This is a genomic window from Arthrobacter zhaoxinii (assembly GCF_025244925.1).
Taxonomy (GTDB): Bacteria; Actinomycetota; Actinomycetes; order Actinomycetales; family Micrococcaceae; genus Arthrobacter_B; species Arthrobacter_B zhaoxinii.
Map to the genome: position 1 here is coordinate 693,981 of NZ_CP104275.1, position 17,029 is coordinate 711,009.

The window sequence follows — 17,029 nt, forward strand, 5'->3', positions numbered from 1 at the left end:
GGGCAGGTGTTTTGGGTCACAGGTGCGGGGTGTGCCGGGCATCACGGGCCGGGTTCCGTCGTTACACAGTTGGTGCCTCGGGAGGCCCGAAACCGGGTCAATCCGGGGACCGCGGCTGAAATAATAGGAAAGGCGGCTTACTTCCTCGGGGCCGCCCGTGCCACCAGAGTCTCGTGCCCAGGAATGGAGCCCCCCCAAGTGTCTTCCGAATCAGCCCAGCCGTTTGAACTTTCCGCAACGGACCGCGTCACCGTTTACGGTGCCAAGAACTTCCCCGAGGTGGCCGGGCTGCTGCCGGCGTCCGCGTTCCTGGCTGAGGATGACGGGCGTTTCCCGGCCGACGTCGTGCTCCTGTTCGTCGCCTCCGCGGCGGACCTGGCCCATGACCTGGCCACCGCCGCTGCCGCCGTCGAACCCGGCGGAGCCCTGTGGGTCTGCTATCCGACGGCGCAGGTCGACGGCGGAGCCCCGGATCTGAACCGGGACACGGTGGCTTCCCTTTTCGAAACCAATGACTGGGAGCCGGTGGGCGACACCGTGCTCAGCAGCGAATGGTCGGCAGTGCGCGGACAGCCTGCGGGGAAGTAAGACAGGGGAGTAGGGCCGGGTAAGCAGGGCGGAATTAGGTTCGACGGCTTCCGCCGGCACGGCCACCGGCGCATACTCGGGTGCATCCGAACCCTTTTCCCGTAAGGAGACCGCCATGCCCTCGAACATGAATCCGTACCTGAACTTCCGGGACAATGCCGCCCAAGCGATGGCGTTCTACCGGGACGTCTTCGGCGGAACGTTGGAAAGCTCCACGTTCGCGGAAATGAATATGTCCGATGACCCCTCCGAGGCCAACAAGATCATGCATTCCACGCTGACCACGGACAGCGGTTTTGTGCTGATGGCCGCGGATACGCCCAACAGTATGGCCGGCCCGGAAAGCGTGGCACCTGATTCCAGCAACGGGTATGCCATTGCTTTGAGCGGCGACAACAGCGACGAGCTGCGCGGCTACTGGGACAAGCTGCTCGACGGCGGCCAGATGACCCTGCCGCTGGAAAAGGCACCCTGGGGCGACGTGTTCGGCATGGTAACCGACAGGTTCGGGACCAGCTGGATGATCAGCATCGAGGGGGAGGACTCCTAGGATCCGAGATGCCTGGCACTTCAGCCGCCGCCGCGACGACGGCGGCCCGCATGACGGCGGCTCAGTTGTCTCCGCCGGACTGCGTTGCCGCCCACTCCGCGACCCGGCGGGCGCTCTCCTCCTCGGAAAGGTCCTCCACCCGGGACATCACTGACCAGCGGACTCCGAAGGGGTCACGGATACTGGCGAAGCGGTCGCCCGAGACAAAGGTTGTCAGCGGTTCACGGATAACGGCACCGGCCGCCACCGCCCGCGCCACTGTCTGGTCCACATCAGCGCAGTAGAGCCCGAGCGAGTAGCAGTCGCTGTCCCCTTCAGGGGGAAGCACCAGCCCGAACGCGGGATTGGGTTCGCCCAGCTGAAGCCGGCCCATCCCGAAGTCGAGATCGGCGTGCACCACCACCCCGTCCATCTCGGTTACGTCCACCACCCGCGCATCGAACACATCACGGTAAAACGCGATGGCGTTACGGGCCTCCGGAACGGCCAGGAACGGGGTCAGGCTGGTGGCGCCGTGCGGAACCCCGCCGGTGGTGTGTTCGCCGGTGAGCCCGGCAGCGCTTTTGTCTGAAGCGGTGTTGTCTGTGAACGTCATGCTGCAAGGCTAGGCAGCAGCACCAGGGTGGCGCTTGAAGATTCGCGACAATAAGATCTCCGACCGCCAGCAATACACGAATAACCGGAGAAATGAGCAGACTATGGAGGACCAGTGGCGCGGGCTGCTCTACCCCGCCCGGCTGCCTGCGTTTCACCGTCTGCTGCCGCCGGACCCGCTCCGGGACCGCCTGCGCTGGGTGTGGATTCCGGAATGGGATCTGGCACCCGGCAAGGTCTCCCGGCAGGAGGTCCTGCCCTTCCCCGCCCTGAACCTGGTGGTGCAGGAGGACGGTGTCAGTCTTTCCGGTCCCGCCACGCGGCGCTCCTTCCGCGACTTGGCGGGGCGGGGCTGGGCTGTCGGAATGCTGCTGCGTCCCGCCGCCGTACCAGTCTTCACCGACAACCCGGGCAGCCTCCGCGACACGGAAATCCCGTTCCACGCCCCGGACCTGCATGCCGCGGTGACGGCAGCTATGAGTAGCGGCGCCGGCGATGGTGAGGACGGCGGCGCCCTCCGCCGGCAGCGCGCAGCGGAGACGGCAACCGCGTGGCTGGATGCCCGCGTCCCGGTACCAACAGCCGAAGCCGACGCAGCCAACAGGTTGGAGAACCTGATCTCCTCCGACCGGGAGCTGGCCCGGGTCGACCAGGCAGCTCAACAGCTCGGCGTCTCCGTCCGAACCCTGCAGCGCCTGGCGCGCCGGTTTGTCGGCCTGCCGCCGCTGGCGATGATCCGCCGTTACCGGTTGCAGGAGGCAGCGGAACGGCTGCGCGGAAACAGCGGAATCTCCATTGCCGATGTCGCCGTCGACCTCGGCTACGCCGACCACGCCCACCTGACCAACGCATTCCGGGAGGTCCTGGGCTTCACCCCGAGCGGCTACCGGGACTCCGCAGCCCCGTAGGCGCCGCGGATGCTGCGCGGTCTCGATCCTGTAACTTTTCGAGTCTGGCTTGTGATGGAAGACACTTCAGGGATATGTTGTCTTCGCCTACAAATCGTTGATGCCATGCGTCGACAGGGCGCTACAGCGTTGTATCCGCTCGATCCGGCCCGCAGCGGACCCGTGGCCGTTTCCGTCAACAGCGGGCGGAACGGCTCCGCCCCGGCAGGATCCTTTTCGAAGGTTTTCCAGCATGACCAGAATTAAGAATGTTTCGGCCGTTTTCCTGGCCGTTGGCCTGGCGGCAGGCATGTCGGCCTGTGCACCCGCGGGCTCGACCGAAGCTGAAGGCGAGGCCGGCTCCTGCAACGTCGGGATCTCCATGCCCACGCGCAGCCTCGAACGCTGGATCAATGACGGTGAGGGGCTCAAGGAGAAACTCGAAGCCCAGGACTGCACCGTTGACCTGCAGTACGCGGATGACAAGACAGACCAGCAGATCAGCCAGATCCAGAACCAGGTTGCCGGCGGTGCGAAGATCCTTGTGGTCGCGGCCATCGACGGCGAAACCCTCGGCCCGGCACTCGAAGACGCGAAGGACCAGGACGTACAGGTCATCGCCTATGACCGCCTGATCAACGGCACCGAAGCCGTGGACTACTACGCCACGTTCGACAACTACAAGGTGGGCCAGCTCCAGGGCGAGTTCATCGAAGAGCAGCTCGGCCTGGCCGAGGGCAAGGGCCCGTTCAACCTGGAGCCCTTCGCCGGCAGCCCCGATGACAACAACGCCTCGTTCTTCTTCTCCGGAGCCTGGGATGTACTGCTTCCCTACGTGGAAAGCGGCCAGCTGGTGGTTCCCTCCGGGAAGTCCCCGGCGAGCAACGACGAGTGGGCGTCCATCGGCATCCTCGGCTGGCAGTCCGCCGATGCGCAGGCCGAAATGGATAACCGCCTGCAGTCCTTCTACACCGGAGGCGAGAAGGTCGACGTCGTACTGTCCCCGAATGACAGCCTGGCGCTGGGTATCGAGGCCTCGCTGGACTCCGCCGGGTACAAGCCGGGCTCGGACTGGCCGCTCATCACCGGTCAGGACGCCGACGTCGCGAACGTCAAGGCCATGCTGGCAGACCAGCAGTCCATGACCGTCTGGAAGGACACCCGCGAGCTCGGTGCCCAGGTGGAGACCATGATCATGGCCCTCGTCAACGAGGAGGACGTGGAGGTCAACGACACCGACACCTACAACAACGAGGTCAAGGTGGTCCCCACCTACATCCTCGATCCGCAGGTGGTCACCAAGGACACCGTCCAGTCCGCGCTGGTGGAGTCCGGCTTCCTCGAAGCCGGCGACGTCGGTCTCTAACCCCCGGGCGTTACTTTCGACGGGCAATAGCAGCGGCGTGCGACGGCGGAAAACCGCCGCACGCCGCTGCCGCCTGTATTGAAGCTACTGAAGCGAGAACGACATGACTGACGTCATCCTGTCCATGGACGGCATTGTGAAGGAGTTCAACGGCATCCGGGCCCTCGACGAGGTGTCCGTGAACGTTGAACGCGGCGAAGTCCACGCCGTCTGCGGCGAAAACGGTGCCGGTAAATCCACCCTGATGAAGGTGCTCAGCGGGGTCTACCCGCACGGCAGCTTCGCGGGAACCATCACCCTTGACGGCAAGCCCGTCAGCTACAGCTCGATCAACGACAGCGAGCGCGACGGTATTGTGATCATCCACCAGGAACTGGCGCTGAGCCCGTACCTGTCCATCGCGGAGAACATCTTCCTCGGCAACGAGGTGGCGCGCGGCGGAGTGATCGACTGGAATAAGACGAATCTGTTGGCCGCCGCCCTGCTGGAGCGGGTGGGGCTGGACGAGAATCCGGCCACCAAGATCCTCGAGCTCGGCGTGGGTAAGCAGCAGCTGGTGGAGATTGCCAAGGCACTCTCCAAAGAGGTGAAGATCCTGATCCTCGACGAGCCCACTGCCGCACTGAACGACGACGACTCCGCCCACCTGCTGGGCCTGATCGACCAGCTGCGCGGGCAGGGGATCACCTCGATCATTATTTCCCACAAGCTCAAGGAAATCCGCTCGATTGCCGATACCGTCACGGTGATCCGCGACGGGAAGACCATTGAAGATTTTCCGGTGGAGGACACCGACGAGATTGAAACCCGGATCATCCGCGCCATGGTCGGCCGCCCGCTGGACCACCAGTTCCCGCCCCGGGAACCGGACATCGGCGAGGAGAAGTTCCGCGTGGAGGACTGGACGGTGCACCACCCGGTGGATCCGGACCGCGTGGTGGTGAAGGACGCGTCCTTCAACGTCCGTGCCGGGGAGATCATCGGGTTCGCCGGCCTGATGGGCGCCGGCCGCACGGAGCTGGCCATGAGCATCTTCGGCCGCTCCTACGGCACCGGAATTTCCGGGCGGGTCTACAAGGACGGCGTCGAAATCGGCACCCGTACGGTGGGCGAGGCAATCCGCAACGGCCTGGCCTACGTCAGCGAGGACCGCAAGCGCTACGGCCTGAACCTCATCGGCAACGTGACCGTCAACGTCTCCGCTGCCGCACTCGGCAAACTGGCCCGGCTGGGTGTCATTGACCGGCACCGGGAATACGCCGTGGCGGACGACTACCGGCAGCGGATGAACATCCGCACCCCCAGCGTCACCTCGACCGTCGGCAACCTCTCCGGCGGAAACCAGCAGAAAGTAGTCCTCAGCAAGTGGATCTACTCCGGCCCGGAGGTGCTGATCCTCGATGAACCCACCCGCGGGATCGACGTCGGCGCCAAGTACGAAATTTACGGAATCATCAACGAGATGGCGGCCCAGGGCAAAGCCGTAATCGTCATCTCCAGCGAACTGCCCGAACTGATCGGGCTCTGTGACCGCATCTACACCATCGCCGAGGGACGGCTCACTGCAGAAGTGGACCGTGCCGACGCCACCCAGGAAGAACTGATGCGACACATGACCGCCGCCAGGACCCAAGGAGTACAAGTCCAGTGACCACCACAACCCCAGAACAGGCGAAGGCACCGCTGCCGCCGCAAGCCGCGGCTTCGAAGAAGCGCCGCCGGGTAGACCTGCGCCAATACGGCATCCTGGCCGCACTTGTTGTGATCATCCTGCTGTTCCAGGTGCTCACCGGCGGCCGGCTGCTCTACCCGGGCAATATCAGCAACCTCATCCAGCAAAACGCCTATGTGCTGATCCTGGCCATCGGCATGGTCATGGTGATCATTGCCGGACACATCGACCTCTCCGTGGGCTCCGTGGTGGCCGCGGTGGGAGCCATTGCCGCCCTGGCCATGAATGACTGGGGAATGCCCTGGTGGGCCGCCGTAGTGCTTTCGCTGGTGGCCGGTGCGCTGATCGGAGCCTGGCAGGGCTTCTGGGTGGCGTTCGTGGGGATACCCGCCTTCATTGTCACGCTGGCCGGGATGCTCGTCTTCCGCGGCGTCGCCCTGGTCCTGCTGACCGGCGGCACAGTCAGCGGCCTGCCGCGGCCGTTCAACGCCATCGGCTCCGGCGCCCTGCCCTCCACCGGCACTCCGGACCTGCTCACCCTGGGCATCGGCGCCCTGGCATCGATTGCCCTGGTGGTGCAGCAGCTGAAGGGCCGGGCGGACCTGCGCCGGCTCGACCTGCCGCGGGAACGGATGGGCTCGTTCGTGTTCAAGAACGCCGTAGCCGTGTTCGCCATCATGTACCTCTGCTACCTGCTGGCCTACAGCCGCGGCCTGCCGATCATCCTGATCCTCCTGGCCGGGCTGGTGATGGCCTACTCGTTCCTGCTGGGCCGCACGGTGTTCGGTCGCCACATCTACGCCATGGGCGGGAACCTGAACGCTGCCATGATGTCCGGCGTGAAGACCCGGTGGGTTAACTTCCTGGTGTTCGTGAACATGGGCTTCCTCGCCGGACTTGCCGCTGTGGTCAGCACCGCCCGCGCCGGCGGAGCAGTGGCCTCGGCCGGTGAAGGGTTTGAGCTGGACGCCATTGCCGCCGTGTTCATCGGCGGCGCTTCGGTGCAGGGCGGCGTGGGCACCGTGGTGGGCGCCGTGATCGGCGGCCTGGTAATGGGTGTGCTGAACCAGGGCCTGTCCATCCTGTCCGTGGACGCCGCGTGGCAGCAGATCATCAAGGGCCTCGTGCTGCTGCTGGCCGTTGTCTTCGGTCTCAGCCGGAAGCGCAACGCCCGGTAGGTTTTCTCGCAGCGAACGACGACGGCGGCTTACCTCCCGATGGAGGGGCCGCCGTCGTTGTTTATTGCCCGGCTGCGTTTATTGCCCAGCTGCCGAGCGGTGCTGCCCTTACTTGAGGCTGCCCAGGGAGAGCCCGCCCTGCCAGTACTTCTGCAGCAAGAGGAACGAGATGATGAGCGGGATGACCGAGACCAGCGACCCGCTGGTGACCAGGTTCCAGACGAGGCTGTTCGCCGTGGCGGAGTTCGACTGAACCTGCCAGGCATTGAGCCCCACCGTCACCGGAAGCAGCGTCTGGTCCGAGATCATGGCCAGCGGCAGGAAATAGTTGTTCCATCCGCCCACCACGGACAGCAGCAGCACGGTGACAACGGCCGGGCGCATCAGCGGCAGGGCGATGGTGAAGAACGTCCGGATTTCCCCTGAGCCGTCCACCCGGGCGGCATCAAGAAGCTCGTCCGGAATAGCGTCCTGGACATAGACACGCATGAGGTAGACACCGAACGGGCTCAGCAGCGACGGGAGGATGACAGCCCAGATCGTGTTCGTGAGGCCGAGGTTGTTGAACAGCACGTACGTCGGAATGACGAGGGCCGTGGCGGGCACCATGACCGATGCCAGGAGGATCATGAAGCTGATGGTCCGGCCCCGGAAGCGGTACTTCGCGAACGCGTACCCGGCGAGCACAGCAAGGATGGTGGCCCCGAGGCCGCCGGCCGTTGCGTACAGGAACGAGTTGCCCAGCCAGCGCAGGTAGATGCCGTTGTTGTAGGTTGCCAGCTGCTGCAGGTTGTCAAAGAGGGCGAAGTTCTTATCGAACCACAGCGGCCCGCCGCTTCCGGTGAACAGTCCCTGGGTGCTCTTGGTCCCCGCGACGATGAGCCACCACAGCGGAAGAAGGAAGTACAGGGACGCCACCGCCAGGAGGATGTGCAGGCCGACGGACCGCTCACCCTTCGCTTTCCGGTTGACGCGTTGCTTCGTCCGCCCGGAGGCGGTGACGGCCTCGTCGAGAAGCGGTGCAGGTGAAGTTGTCATCAGTTGAGTCCGCTCTTCTTGCGGGTGGCGATCAGGAAAATAATGGAGGCCAGGAAGACCATGAGTCCGAGCGCGAAGGAGATGGCCGAGGCGTAGTTGAACTGCTGGTAGGAGAACGCCAGATTGTACGCATACAGGTTGGGGGTATACGCGGCGTCGATGGCGTTGCCGGCCAGCGGAGCCAGCACCTGCGGTTCGGTAAAGAACTGCAGCGTCCCGATCAGCGCGAACACCATGGTCAGCACGAGTGATGACGTGACAATCGGTACCTTGACCTGCAGGGCGGTCTGGAGCTTGGATGCTCCGTCGATCCTGGCCGCTTCATAGATGGACGGGTCGATCGACTGCAGGGACGCGTAGATGATGATCATGTAGTAGCCGGTCCACTGCCAGGTCACGATGTTGGTCAGCGACCAGAAGATCGAATCCCGGTTGAGCAGGTCGGGCGCCTGCAGGTGCAGGAAATCGAAGAAGGACACCAGCGGACCGAAGGACGGGCTGTAGAGGAACCCCCACATCAGGGCTCCGATCACCCCGGGGATGGCGTAGGGCGCGAAGATGAGCAGGCGGGAGAACCGGGACAGACGGGTTCTGACATCGTCGAGGATCAGCGCGAAGACCAGCGCCAGCCCGATCTGGAGCGGAACGAAGACGAGGGCGAACCCCGCGACCCGCGCCATCCCTGACAGGAAGCGCTGGTCGCTGAAGGCTTTGGTGTAGTTCTCCAGCCCGGCGAACTGCTCGCCTCCCGCGAGGGTATTGGTGTGGAGGCTCATCCAGAACGCATAACAGAGCGGAAGGACGAGGAAGACGAGGAACACGACCGCGAAGGGGGCGAGAAACACCCAGCCGAACCGGGCGTTCTTCCGCTCCAAGGTGCTCTTCCGCTTTACCGGGGCCGGGCGGCCAGCTGGTTTTTGTAGCTGTGAGGTGGCTGAAGTGGCTGACATGTGTCTCTTCCTTGGGGCGCCTATGTGATGACCTCCGGACGGGCGGAGCACAGCTCCACCCGCCCGGAGTTACTCATTTCAGGGTGAAACCCTGCTCGGTGGCGTAGGCCTCCAACGACGCCTGGAGTTCATCCGCCGCTTCATCTGCCGACATGCTGCCATCGATCGCTTCCGAGAGCAGGCGCTGGGACTCGTCGTAGTAGAACTGCGTGAACGGCGAGAACGTCACGCCCTTGTACTCAAGGGCGGCGGGGCCGAACACTTCCTTGTTCAGCTGCTGTCCGCCGTAGAAGTCGTAGGGGCGGTCCTGGAAGTATGCGGATTCGATCATCTCGGGGTCGGCCAGGAAGAGTCCGCCCACCTCGACCCCTAGTTCCTTGTTTTCCTGAGGCTCGTAGAGTTCAGCCGCAACCTTCGTGGCAAGTTCGGCGTCGTCGGCCTGCACGGTCACGCCCAGCGTGCTGCCGCCCCAGTTCACCTGCTTCGGGTTGGCGGCGTCCCACTGCGGAATCGGGGCTGCACGCCAGACAGCGTCCGTGTCAGCACCTTCCAACGCCGGAATGTGGATGTTGTACCAGACCGGATAGATCGCCGTGGCGTACCGGCCGCTGCCCAGGGCGGTGCTGAACTCGGGGGTCCAGGCCTGGTCCGTACCCACAAGGTCCCGATCAACGAGATCGATCCAGTAGTCGAACACCTTCTTGCTGGCATCGTCATTGTGGTTGATGCTGATTTCGGTGGGATTGCCGTTGTCGAAGTCGAACGGTACGGCGCCTGCCTGATCGAGGAAGGCGTAATGCTGGCCCTGTCCGTTCGGTGCGAAGTTGCCGATCAGGGTTTCTCCGCCGGATGCCGCGGCCAGCTGCTCGGCTGCGGCTGCGTACTCATCCCAGGTGGTCGGAATCGGGATGGAGTATTTTTCGAAGAGGTCCTGCCGGTACCACAGGCCCACCGGTCCCAGGTCGACCGGTACGGCATAGACACCGTCACCGCTGGAGACGTCGCGCCATGCACCTTCGGTGTAGTTGTCCTTGTACTCCTCGATGCCGTACTCGGTCATGTCCACGAGTCCGTCCTGGAGGAGGAAACTGTTCAGCCAGTCGTACTCGATCTGGACGATGTCGGGCGCCCCGGATTTGGACTGGAGCGAGGTCGAGAGCTTGGTATACGCATCAGCTCCCTGGCCGGCGTTCGACCAGCAGATCTGCACATCGTCATGGCTGTTGTTGAAGTTATCGACGGTCTGGGCGGTGTCTTCGAACCACGCCCAGTAAGTGACCACGGGGACGTCCTTCACCTTGATCTCGTTGGTGCAGTTCGTTTTGCTGGCGCCGTCCCCGCCTGCGCTGGAATTGCCGCCGCTGTCATTGGAACAGCCGACCATTGCTGCGGCCAATGCCGTTGTTATGCCTGCTGCGAGCAGGCCTTTTCCCTTGATCATTGTTAGCTAGTCCTTTCGCGGTGCAAAGACACCGTTGTCAGCAGCCCGGAATGAAAGCTTTCAACCCCGCTGCTGCTCCGCGGGATGGATGATGGTGCGTTTGGTGACTAGTTCAGCGCGAGTGCAGTCCACGACACCGGAGGAAGGGTCACCGTGACTGTTCCGTTGTCGACGTACGCGCTTTTGTTGGGTTCGGGGACCACACGGTCCTGGTCCTGGAGGGTGTTGGCGGCGTGGAAGTCCTCATGGTGCAGGGTCTCGGCGCTCTGGATGCCGTCGATGCCCAGCTGCCCGGCATCGATACTGATCGTGACGGCTTCGCTCAGGCTGCGGTTGACCAGGAAAACCGAGGTGTTGCCGGTGGCCTCGTCATGGGTGGCGACCGCATCGACCATGGGCACCTGCCCGTACGCGTCCGTGTGCATGCTCGGGGAATCGATTTTCGGATCCAGGACCGTTCCCCGGGCCAGGCGCGAGGTGATGGAAAACGGATAGAACGTGGTCTGCCGCCAGGCCGGGCCCTGCTGCTCGGTCATGATCGGAGCGATGACGTTGACAAGCTGTGCCAGGCTGGCTGCCGTCACCCGGTCCGCATGGCGGAGCAGGCTGATCAGGAGCCCGCCGACGACAACAGCGTCCATGGCCGAGTAGGCATTCTCCAGCAGGCGCGGCGCCTGGGGCCACACGGCGGCGTCGGTGATTTTCTCGCCGTCGTTGTACTGCGACTGGTACCAGACGTTCCACTCGTCGAAGGACAGGTACATGGTCTTGTCACTGCCGCGGACGGCTTTGACATGGTCAGCGCTTGCAACCACCGAATCGATGAAGCGGTCCATGCTCACGGCGGAGGCAAGGAAGCTGGAGAAATCACCGTCCTGCGGCTCGTAGTAGGCGTGGCAGGAAATGAAGTCGACGTCCTCGTACGTCTCCGTCAGGACCGTGCGTTCCCATTCTCCGAAGGTCGGCATGGCGGCACTTGAACTGCCGCAGACAACGAGTTCCAGGGCGGGATCCAGCTGGCGCATGGCCCGGGCCGTTTTGCCGGCCAGGCGGGCGTATTCGGTGGCGGTGCCGTGGCCGAGCTGCCACGGTCCGTCCATTTCGTTGCCCAGGCACCAGATCCGGATGTTGTGGGGGAGGGGGCTGCCGTTGGCAACCCGCCGGTCCGAGAGTGCGGTGCCGGCCGGGATGTTCGCGTATTCGAGGACGTCCAGGGCTTCCTGCACACCCCGGGTACCGAGGTTGACCGCGTACATCAGTTCGCCGCCGATTTCGGTGACCCACCGGGCAAACTCATCCAGCCCGACGTCGTTGCTTTCGATTGAGTGCCAGGCCAGGTCCAGTCTGCTGGGCCGGTCCTGGCGGGGGCCAACCCCGTCTTCCCACCGGTAGCCCGAGACAAAGTTTCCGCCCGGGTAGCGCACGGTGGAAATTCCCAGCTCACGCACGAGGTCAATAACGTCGCGGCGGAACCCGTCGTCATTCGCCGTGTAATGCTCCGGCTCGTAAATGCCGCCGTAAATACTGCGTCCCAGATGTTCCACAAAGGAACCGAAAACCCTGCGGCTGACCGGTCCCACAGAGAAATGGGGGTCAAGGGTAAGGCGGACATTGGGCATAAGGACTCCGTCGTCAAAATGTCACTGGTCGGTGAGGATCTCCGGCGTTGCGAATACCGCGGGAATGGTGCAGCCTAAGGCAGGTACAACGTTGTACCGGAACGCTAAACCGGTAATAGCGGGGCGTCAATAGCCTTTTCGTGGAAATGGAAAAAAGTTTTTGTAACTGGTCGGCCGGGGAAGTACGGGTGGAGGAGCGGGCGGAGGCGCATTTTCACAGGGCTAGGATTTGTACATTGCCCGGCCGGAGATGCTGGAGGGCAGGAGAGGGGCGCGGCGTAGGCATGAGTCCGACAATCCACGATGTTGCCCGGGCGGCCGGCGTGTCGATCAAGACGGTGTCCAACGTCCTCAACGACAGTCCCAAGGTGGGCTCGGCAACCCGGTCGCGGGTCCGCAGGATCATTGACGAACTGGGGTATCGGCCGAACCTCTCGGCCCGGGGACTGCGTTCCGGCAAGACCGGGGTGATCGGGCTGACCGTTCCCTCGCTGCGGGAAAACTACTTTGCCGAACTCGCCGACGCCGTGATCCGTGAAGCTGCCAAGCGGGGGCTGCGGGTGCTGATCGAACAGACGAACGGTGAACGGAAGCTCGAGCTCGAGGCCCTTTCCGGAGGCCAGATCCGCTTCATCGACGGAATGCTGTTCAGTCCCGCAGAGCTGGGCCAGGACGACGTCGGCCTCCTGCCCGCCGGCGGACCCCTAGTGCTGCTGGGCGAGCGGATCTTCGACGGACCCACCGACCACGTGACCATGCACAACACCTCGTCCGCCCGGGCCGCCGTCGAGCACCTCCTGCACACCGGCCGCTCACGGATCGCCCTGGTGGGAGCACTGGATAGCTCCGGGGATGCGGCGAGCTCGGCCAGCCTGCGGGAGCGTGGTTATCATCAGGCCCTCGCCGGTGCCGGGATTTCCAGTGATCCGGCGCTGGTGGTGCGCGGCGGCAGCTGGGGCCGTGAAACCGGAGCCGCCGCCATTGCGGACCTTTGCCGTCGCGGCGCCGCCTTCGATGCCGTATTTGCCATGAATGACACGCTCGCGCTGGGGGCGTTGCGCCGGCTCGCGGAGGAAGGCCTGAGCGTGCCCCGCGACGTCGCGGTCATCGGCTTCGACAACATCGATGAGGGCCGCTATTCCCTCCCTTCCCTGACCAGCGTCGATCCAGGCAGGGAGGAGATCGCGGAGACAGCGGTCCGCCTGCTGGTGGAGCGGATCGGGGAAAAGGAGGAGCCTTTGGCTCCGCGGACGGTGAAGGCCGGTTTCCGGATTGTCCATCGGGAATCCACCGGTTTTGGCGGCAGCGAGGTTCGGGACGACGGGCACTAACGACGACGGCGGCTTACCTCCCGCAGGAGGGGCCGCCGTCGTCGTTGTGGGGGCGCTAGCGCGAGGAAAAAGCCGCGTCGAACGCCGCATCGGGCGGATCCAGCGCCAGCGAACGGACAAAGGCCAGCGCTTCGGGCGCCCCGACCAGCCGGTCCATGCCGGCGTCCTCCCACTCCACCGAGATGGGCCCGGTGTAGCCGATGCTGTTGAGCATCCGGAAGGCGTCCTCCCAGGGGACGTCCCCGTGGCCGGTGGAAACGAAGTCCCAGCCGCGCCGCGGATCGGCCCAGGGCAGGTGCGAGCCGAGCCGGCCGTTGCGGCCGTTGCTCATCCGCTTCTTCGTGTCCTTGCAGTCCACGTGGTAGATCCGGTCCTGGAAATCCCAGAGGAACGCCACCGGATCCAGGTCCTGCCAGACAAAGTGGCTGGGGTCCCAGTTCAGGCCGAAGGCGGGCCGGTTGCCGATCGCCTCCATCGCCCGGACGGTGGTCCAGTAGTCGTAGGCAATCTCGCTGGGATGGACCTCGTGGGCAAAGCGCACGCCCACCTCGTCGAAGACGTCGAGGATGGGATTCCACCGGTCGGCAAAATCCTGGTAGCCGGCGTCGATGGCCTCCGCCGAAACCGGCGGGAACATGGCCACGTATTTCCAGATGGACGAACCGGTAAAGCCGATCACGGTGTCCACCCCCAGCACTGCGGCAAGCCGGGCGGTGTGCTTCATTTCCTCCGCTGCCCGTTGCCGGACGCCCTCCGGATCGCCGTCGCCCCACACCTGGTCGGAAACCATGTCCCGGTGGCGCTGATCGATCGGGTCGTCGCAGACCGCCTGCCCCTTGAGGTGGTTGGAAATGGCGAACACCTTCAGGTGGTACTTCTCCAGAATGTCGCGGCGGCTCTGCACATACTCCTCGTCATCCCAGCGCCAGGGGTCCAGATGGTCGCCCCAGCAGGCGATTTCCAGCCCGTCGTACCCCCAGCCGGAGGCAAGGCGGGCCACTTCTTCGAGCGGTAGATCCGCCCACTGGCCGGTAAACAGAGTGACTGGTCGGGACATGTGCAGGCTCCTTTGCCTAGGGATTCAGGGGCTGGGTGGTCAGCGTACGGGCAACCATACGCTGGACTTGGCTGCACTGCGGGCTACGGCATCGAGGACTTCCTGGACCTGCAGTCCGTCAGCGAACGACGGCGCGGGTGCGGTTCCGGCGGCGATGGCCTCCACGAAGTCCTTTGCCTGGTGCACGAAGCCGTGTTCGTAGCCCAGCGAATGGCCGGCGGGCCACCATGCGGAGAGGTAGGGGTGCTCCGGTTCGGTCACCATGATGCGGGTGAATCCCTGCCGGTCCGGCGGCAGCGTGTAATCCATAAAGCCCAGGAAGTTCAGGTCCTCCAGGTCGAAGCTGATCGCCCCGAGGCTGCCGGAGATTTCCAGCCGGAACGCGTTCTTGCGGCCGGTGGCCATCCGGCTGGCTTCGAAGGAGCCCAGCACGCCGTCCTCGAACCGCCCGGTAAACAGGGCGACGTCGTCGACCGTCACCGGACCTCGGGTGCCGGCTGCTCCGGCGCCTCCGCCCAGTCCGGTGCCGCGCTGTTCCGCGTCGGGCACGGGACGGGTGTGCACGAGGGTGGCGAGGGTGCCGCTGACCTCGGCCAGCGGGACCCCGGTGATGTACTGGGCCAGATCGATGGCGTGCGCGCCCAGATCGCCGAGGACGCCGGACCCGGCCTTGTCCTGCTGCAGCCGCCAGGTCAGCGGGGAGTCCTCGTCCACCAGCCAGTCCTGCAGGTACACGGCCCGGACCTGCCGCACCGTGCCGATCGCGCCCGATGCCACCAGGTTCCGGGCGTGGGTGGTGGCGGGCAGCCGCCGGTAGGTGAAGCCCACCATCGCCTGCACACCCCGGGTTTGGGCACGGGCGGCGGCGTCGGCCATCGCCCGTGCCTCTTCCACCGTGTTGGCCAGCGGCTTTTCGCAGAGCACGTGCTTGCCGGCGTCGAGCGCTGCAATGGCGATCTCCGCGTGGGAGGCACCGGGGGTGACGATGTCCACGACGTCGATGTCCTCCCGGGTGACGGCCTCCCGCCAGCCGGTGGCGGACCCGGCCCAGCCCCATTTCCGCGCGGCATCCTGCGTCCGTTCCGCATCGCGGCCCACCAGCAGCTCCATCTGCGGCTGCAGGGGCAGATCGAAGAACCGGGGAGCCACCCGCCAGGCCTGCGAGTGGGCTGCCCCCATAAAGCCGTGCCCCACCAGTGCCACCCTCAGCGGCTTGTTCATGTTTTCTCCTTTGTGCTGTGCTGCATTTGAGACCGTGCCTAGGAAGACTGTGCGTCAGGCAAAGCCAGCGGAGATGCGCGCCCGCCCGTACCCCTCCATCAAGTTTGTCCTGCGTTGCGATACGCGTCACAATAACAGAAGTCAGGCGATTGCGGTCCAACATACTACTGGCCATCGACATAAGTACGGGACACCTGATGGAGGGGGGATTTACGCTTCCGCGACTGACCATTTCGGGGCAGCACGGCAGTGGCGATCCCATGTTTGAATTGCCCAGTGATCGAACTCAGGAATAACCCCGCCGCCCCCGGCGCCAGCGAACTTGTCCAGCTCCTGCGGGACGGGCAGCCCCGCACCCGCAGCGAGCTGGCCGATCTGGTGGGGGTGGCCCGCTCCACCATCACGCTGCGGCTGGAGGCGCTCATGGACCTCGGACTTGTAGCGCCCCTCGAAGACGCCGTGTCTGCCGGCGGACGGCCGTCCTCCCGGTTTGCGCTGCAGACGGGGGCACGCGTGGTCCTGGGGGTCGACGTCGGCGCGAGCCACCTGCGTGTGGGCCTTACCGATCTGGTCGGTAACGCCCTGGCCGATGCCTCCCGCGACCTGCCGGTCAGCGACGGTCCGGTGGCGGTGCTGGACACCGTGGTGGAGCTCGGAACTGCGCTGCTGGCATCGACCGGGCGGTCTGCTGCCGAGCTGCTCGCCGTCGGTGTCGGCCTGCCCGGACCCGTGGAGCACCGCTCCGGCCGCCCGATCAACCCGCCGATCATGCCCGGCTGGCACGGCTTCGACGTCCCCGGCTACCTGCAGGAATCCTTCCCCGTCCCGGTGCTGGTGGACAACGACGTCAACGTGATGTCGATGGGGGAGCGTGAGGCCGCGTGGCCCGACGTCGAGAACCTGGTCTTCGTGAAGGTTGCCACCGGCATCGGCGCCGGGATTATCAGCAACGGCAGCCTGCTGCGCGGCGCCGACGGGGTGGCCGGGGACATCGGGCACATCCGGGTGCCCAGCGGCGAGGACCTGCTGTGCCGGTGCGGGAACCGCGGCTGCCTGGAGGCGCTGGCTGCCGGACCCGCTGTCGCCGCCCGGCTGCGTTCCCTGAAGCTGGCCGCGCAGGACGGGCGCGACGTCGTTGCCCTGGTGCACTCGGGCAACCATGAGGCAGTGCAGGCGGTGCGTCAGGCCGGCCGCGAGGTGGGCGAAGTCCTCGCCACGTGCCTGAGCATGCTCAACCCCGAGGTGGTTGTGTTCGGCGGGTCGATGGCGCTGGCCGGCGAGCACTTCATTGCCGGGGTGCGCGAAGTGGTCTATTCGCGCACTATGCCGCTGGCCACCCAGCACCTGCGGATTGTGCAGTCCGCGTCCGGGCTCGACGCCGGGATGCTGGGCGCGTCCCAGCTTGCCATCCAGCATGCGCTGTCCGCGGAGAGTGTGGAGCGGATGTTGGCGGGGCGGGTGGGGGTTTAAGGCTGGTTCAATGGCGGCCGACTAAACTGAGGGTGCCTAACCTTCGAGCCGCACCTTTGGGAGAACC

General features: G+C 65.0%; 15 protein-coding genes. 8 read left to right on the top strand and 7 right to left on the bottom strand.

Translation table 11 applies throughout. The features are described from left to right. Positions 1-198 precede the first annotated feature (198 nt). Positions 199-588 (top strand): hypothetical protein, encoded by a 390-nt coding sequence (locus tag N2K95_RS03260; protein ID WP_260652894.1) that lies wholly within the window; start codon positions 199-201, stop codon positions 586-588. 115 nt (positions 589-703) lie between these two features. Then, entirely contained in the window at positions 704-1,138 is a 435-nt protein-coding gene (locus N2K95_RS03265; RefSeq protein WP_260652895.1) for a VOC family protein, read from the top strand. Positions 1,139-1,199: 61 nt separating this feature from the next. On the opposite strand, the gene N2K95_RS03270 is transcribed toward N2K95_RS03265, so the two are convergent. Continuing rightward, the gene (locus tag N2K95_RS03270) at positions 1,200-1,733 is read right to left on the bottom strand and encodes a VOC family protein (protein WP_260652896.1); all 534 of its coding nucleotides are present in this window, start codon (positions 1,731-1,733) and stop codon (positions 1,200-1,202) included. Between the two features lie 34 nt (positions 1,734-1,767). Here N2K95_RS03270 and N2K95_RS03275 point away from each other — a divergent pair, with 34 nt between their 5' ends. The 4 genes from N2K95_RS03275 (at position 1,768) to mmsB (ending at position 6,835) form a co-directional block, all read left to right on the top strand. Continuing rightward, entirely contained in the window at positions 1,768-2,640 is an 873-nt protein-coding gene (locus N2K95_RS03275) for an AraC family transcriptional regulator (RefSeq protein ID WP_313771174.1), read from the top strand. Between the two features lie 232 nt (positions 2,641-2,872). After that, on the top strand, positions 2,873-3,985 hold the full coding sequence (gene chvE / locus N2K95_RS03280; protein ID WP_260652897.1) for a multiple monosaccharide ABC transporter substrate-binding protein: 1,113 nt from the start codon (positions 2,873-2,875) through the stop codon (positions 3,983-3,985). Positions 3,986-4,088: 103 nt separating this feature from the next. Next, positions 4,089-5,636 (top strand): multiple monosaccharide ABC transporter ATP-binding protein, encoded by a 1,548-nt coding sequence (mmsA, locus tag N2K95_RS03285; protein ID WP_260652898.1) that lies wholly within the window; start codon positions 4,089-4,091, stop codon positions 5,634-5,636. Next, positions 5,633-6,835, top strand: a complete 1,203-nt coding sequence (gene mmsB, locus N2K95_RS03290) for a multiple monosaccharide ABC transporter permease (protein ID WP_407080111.1) — start codon at positions 5,633-5,635, stop codon at positions 6,833-6,835. The genes mmsA and mmsB overlap by 4 nt, the downstream gene beginning before the upstream one ends. Before the next feature lie 108 nt (positions 6,836-6,943). Here the strand turns inward: mmsB and N2K95_RS03295 are convergent, their stop codons facing one another. From N2K95_RS03295 to arfA, 4 genes are all read right to left on the bottom strand, one after another. Next, on the bottom strand, positions 6,944-7,873 hold the full coding sequence (locus N2K95_RS03295) for a carbohydrate ABC transporter permease (protein WP_260652899.1): 930 nt from the start codon (positions 7,871-7,873) through the stop codon (positions 6,944-6,946). Further along, positions 7,873-8,748 (bottom strand): carbohydrate ABC transporter permease, encoded by an 876-nt coding sequence (locus N2K95_RS03300; RefSeq protein ID WP_260652900.1) that lies wholly within the window; start codon positions 8,746-8,748, stop codon positions 7,873-7,875. The genes N2K95_RS03295 and N2K95_RS03300 overlap by 1 nt, the downstream gene beginning before the upstream one ends. A 148-nt stretch (positions 8,749-8,896) precedes the next feature. After that, positions 8,897-10,264, bottom strand: a complete 1,368-nt coding sequence (locus tag N2K95_RS03305; protein ID WP_260652901.1) for an ABC transporter substrate-binding protein — start codon at positions 10,262-10,264, stop codon at positions 8,897-8,899. A gap of 107 nt (positions 10,265-10,371) precedes the next feature. Beyond that, positions 10,372-11,883 (bottom strand): arabinosylfuranosidase ArfA, encoded by a 1,512-nt coding sequence (gene arfA / locus N2K95_RS03310; protein ID WP_260652902.1) that lies wholly within the window; start codon positions 11,881-11,883, stop codon positions 10,372-10,374. A gap of 284 nt (positions 11,884-12,167) precedes the next feature. On the opposite strand from arfA, the gene N2K95_RS03315 reads away from it, so the two are divergent. Beyond that, positions 12,168-13,214, top strand: a complete 1,047-nt coding sequence (locus tag N2K95_RS03315; protein ID WP_260652903.1) for a LacI family DNA-binding transcriptional regulator — start codon at positions 12,168-12,170, stop codon at positions 13,212-13,214. Between the two features lie 55 nt (positions 13,215-13,269). Here N2K95_RS03315 and N2K95_RS03320 read toward each other — a convergent pair whose 3' ends face one another. Next, the gene (locus N2K95_RS03320; protein WP_260652904.1) at positions 13,270-14,271 is read right to left on the bottom strand and encodes a sugar phosphate isomerase/epimerase family protein; all 1,002 of its coding nucleotides are present in this window, start codon (positions 14,269-14,271) and stop codon (positions 13,270-13,272) included. A 39-nt stretch (positions 14,272-14,310) separates the two neighbouring features. Then, positions 14,311-15,492: a Gfo/Idh/MocA family protein gene (locus N2K95_RS03325; RefSeq protein ID WP_260652905.1), complete on the bottom strand. Its 1,182-nt coding sequence runs from the start codon at positions 15,490-15,492 to the stop codon at positions 14,311-14,313. Positions 15,493-15,768: 276 nt separating this feature from the next. Between N2K95_RS03325 and N2K95_RS03330 the strand changes: the two genes are divergently transcribed. Next, a complete protein-coding gene (locus tag N2K95_RS03330; protein WP_260652906.1) occupies positions 15,769-16,962 on the top strand; it encodes an ROK family transcriptional regulator in 1,194 nt (397 codons plus the stop codon). Positions 16,963-17,029: the final 67 nt, after the last annotated feature.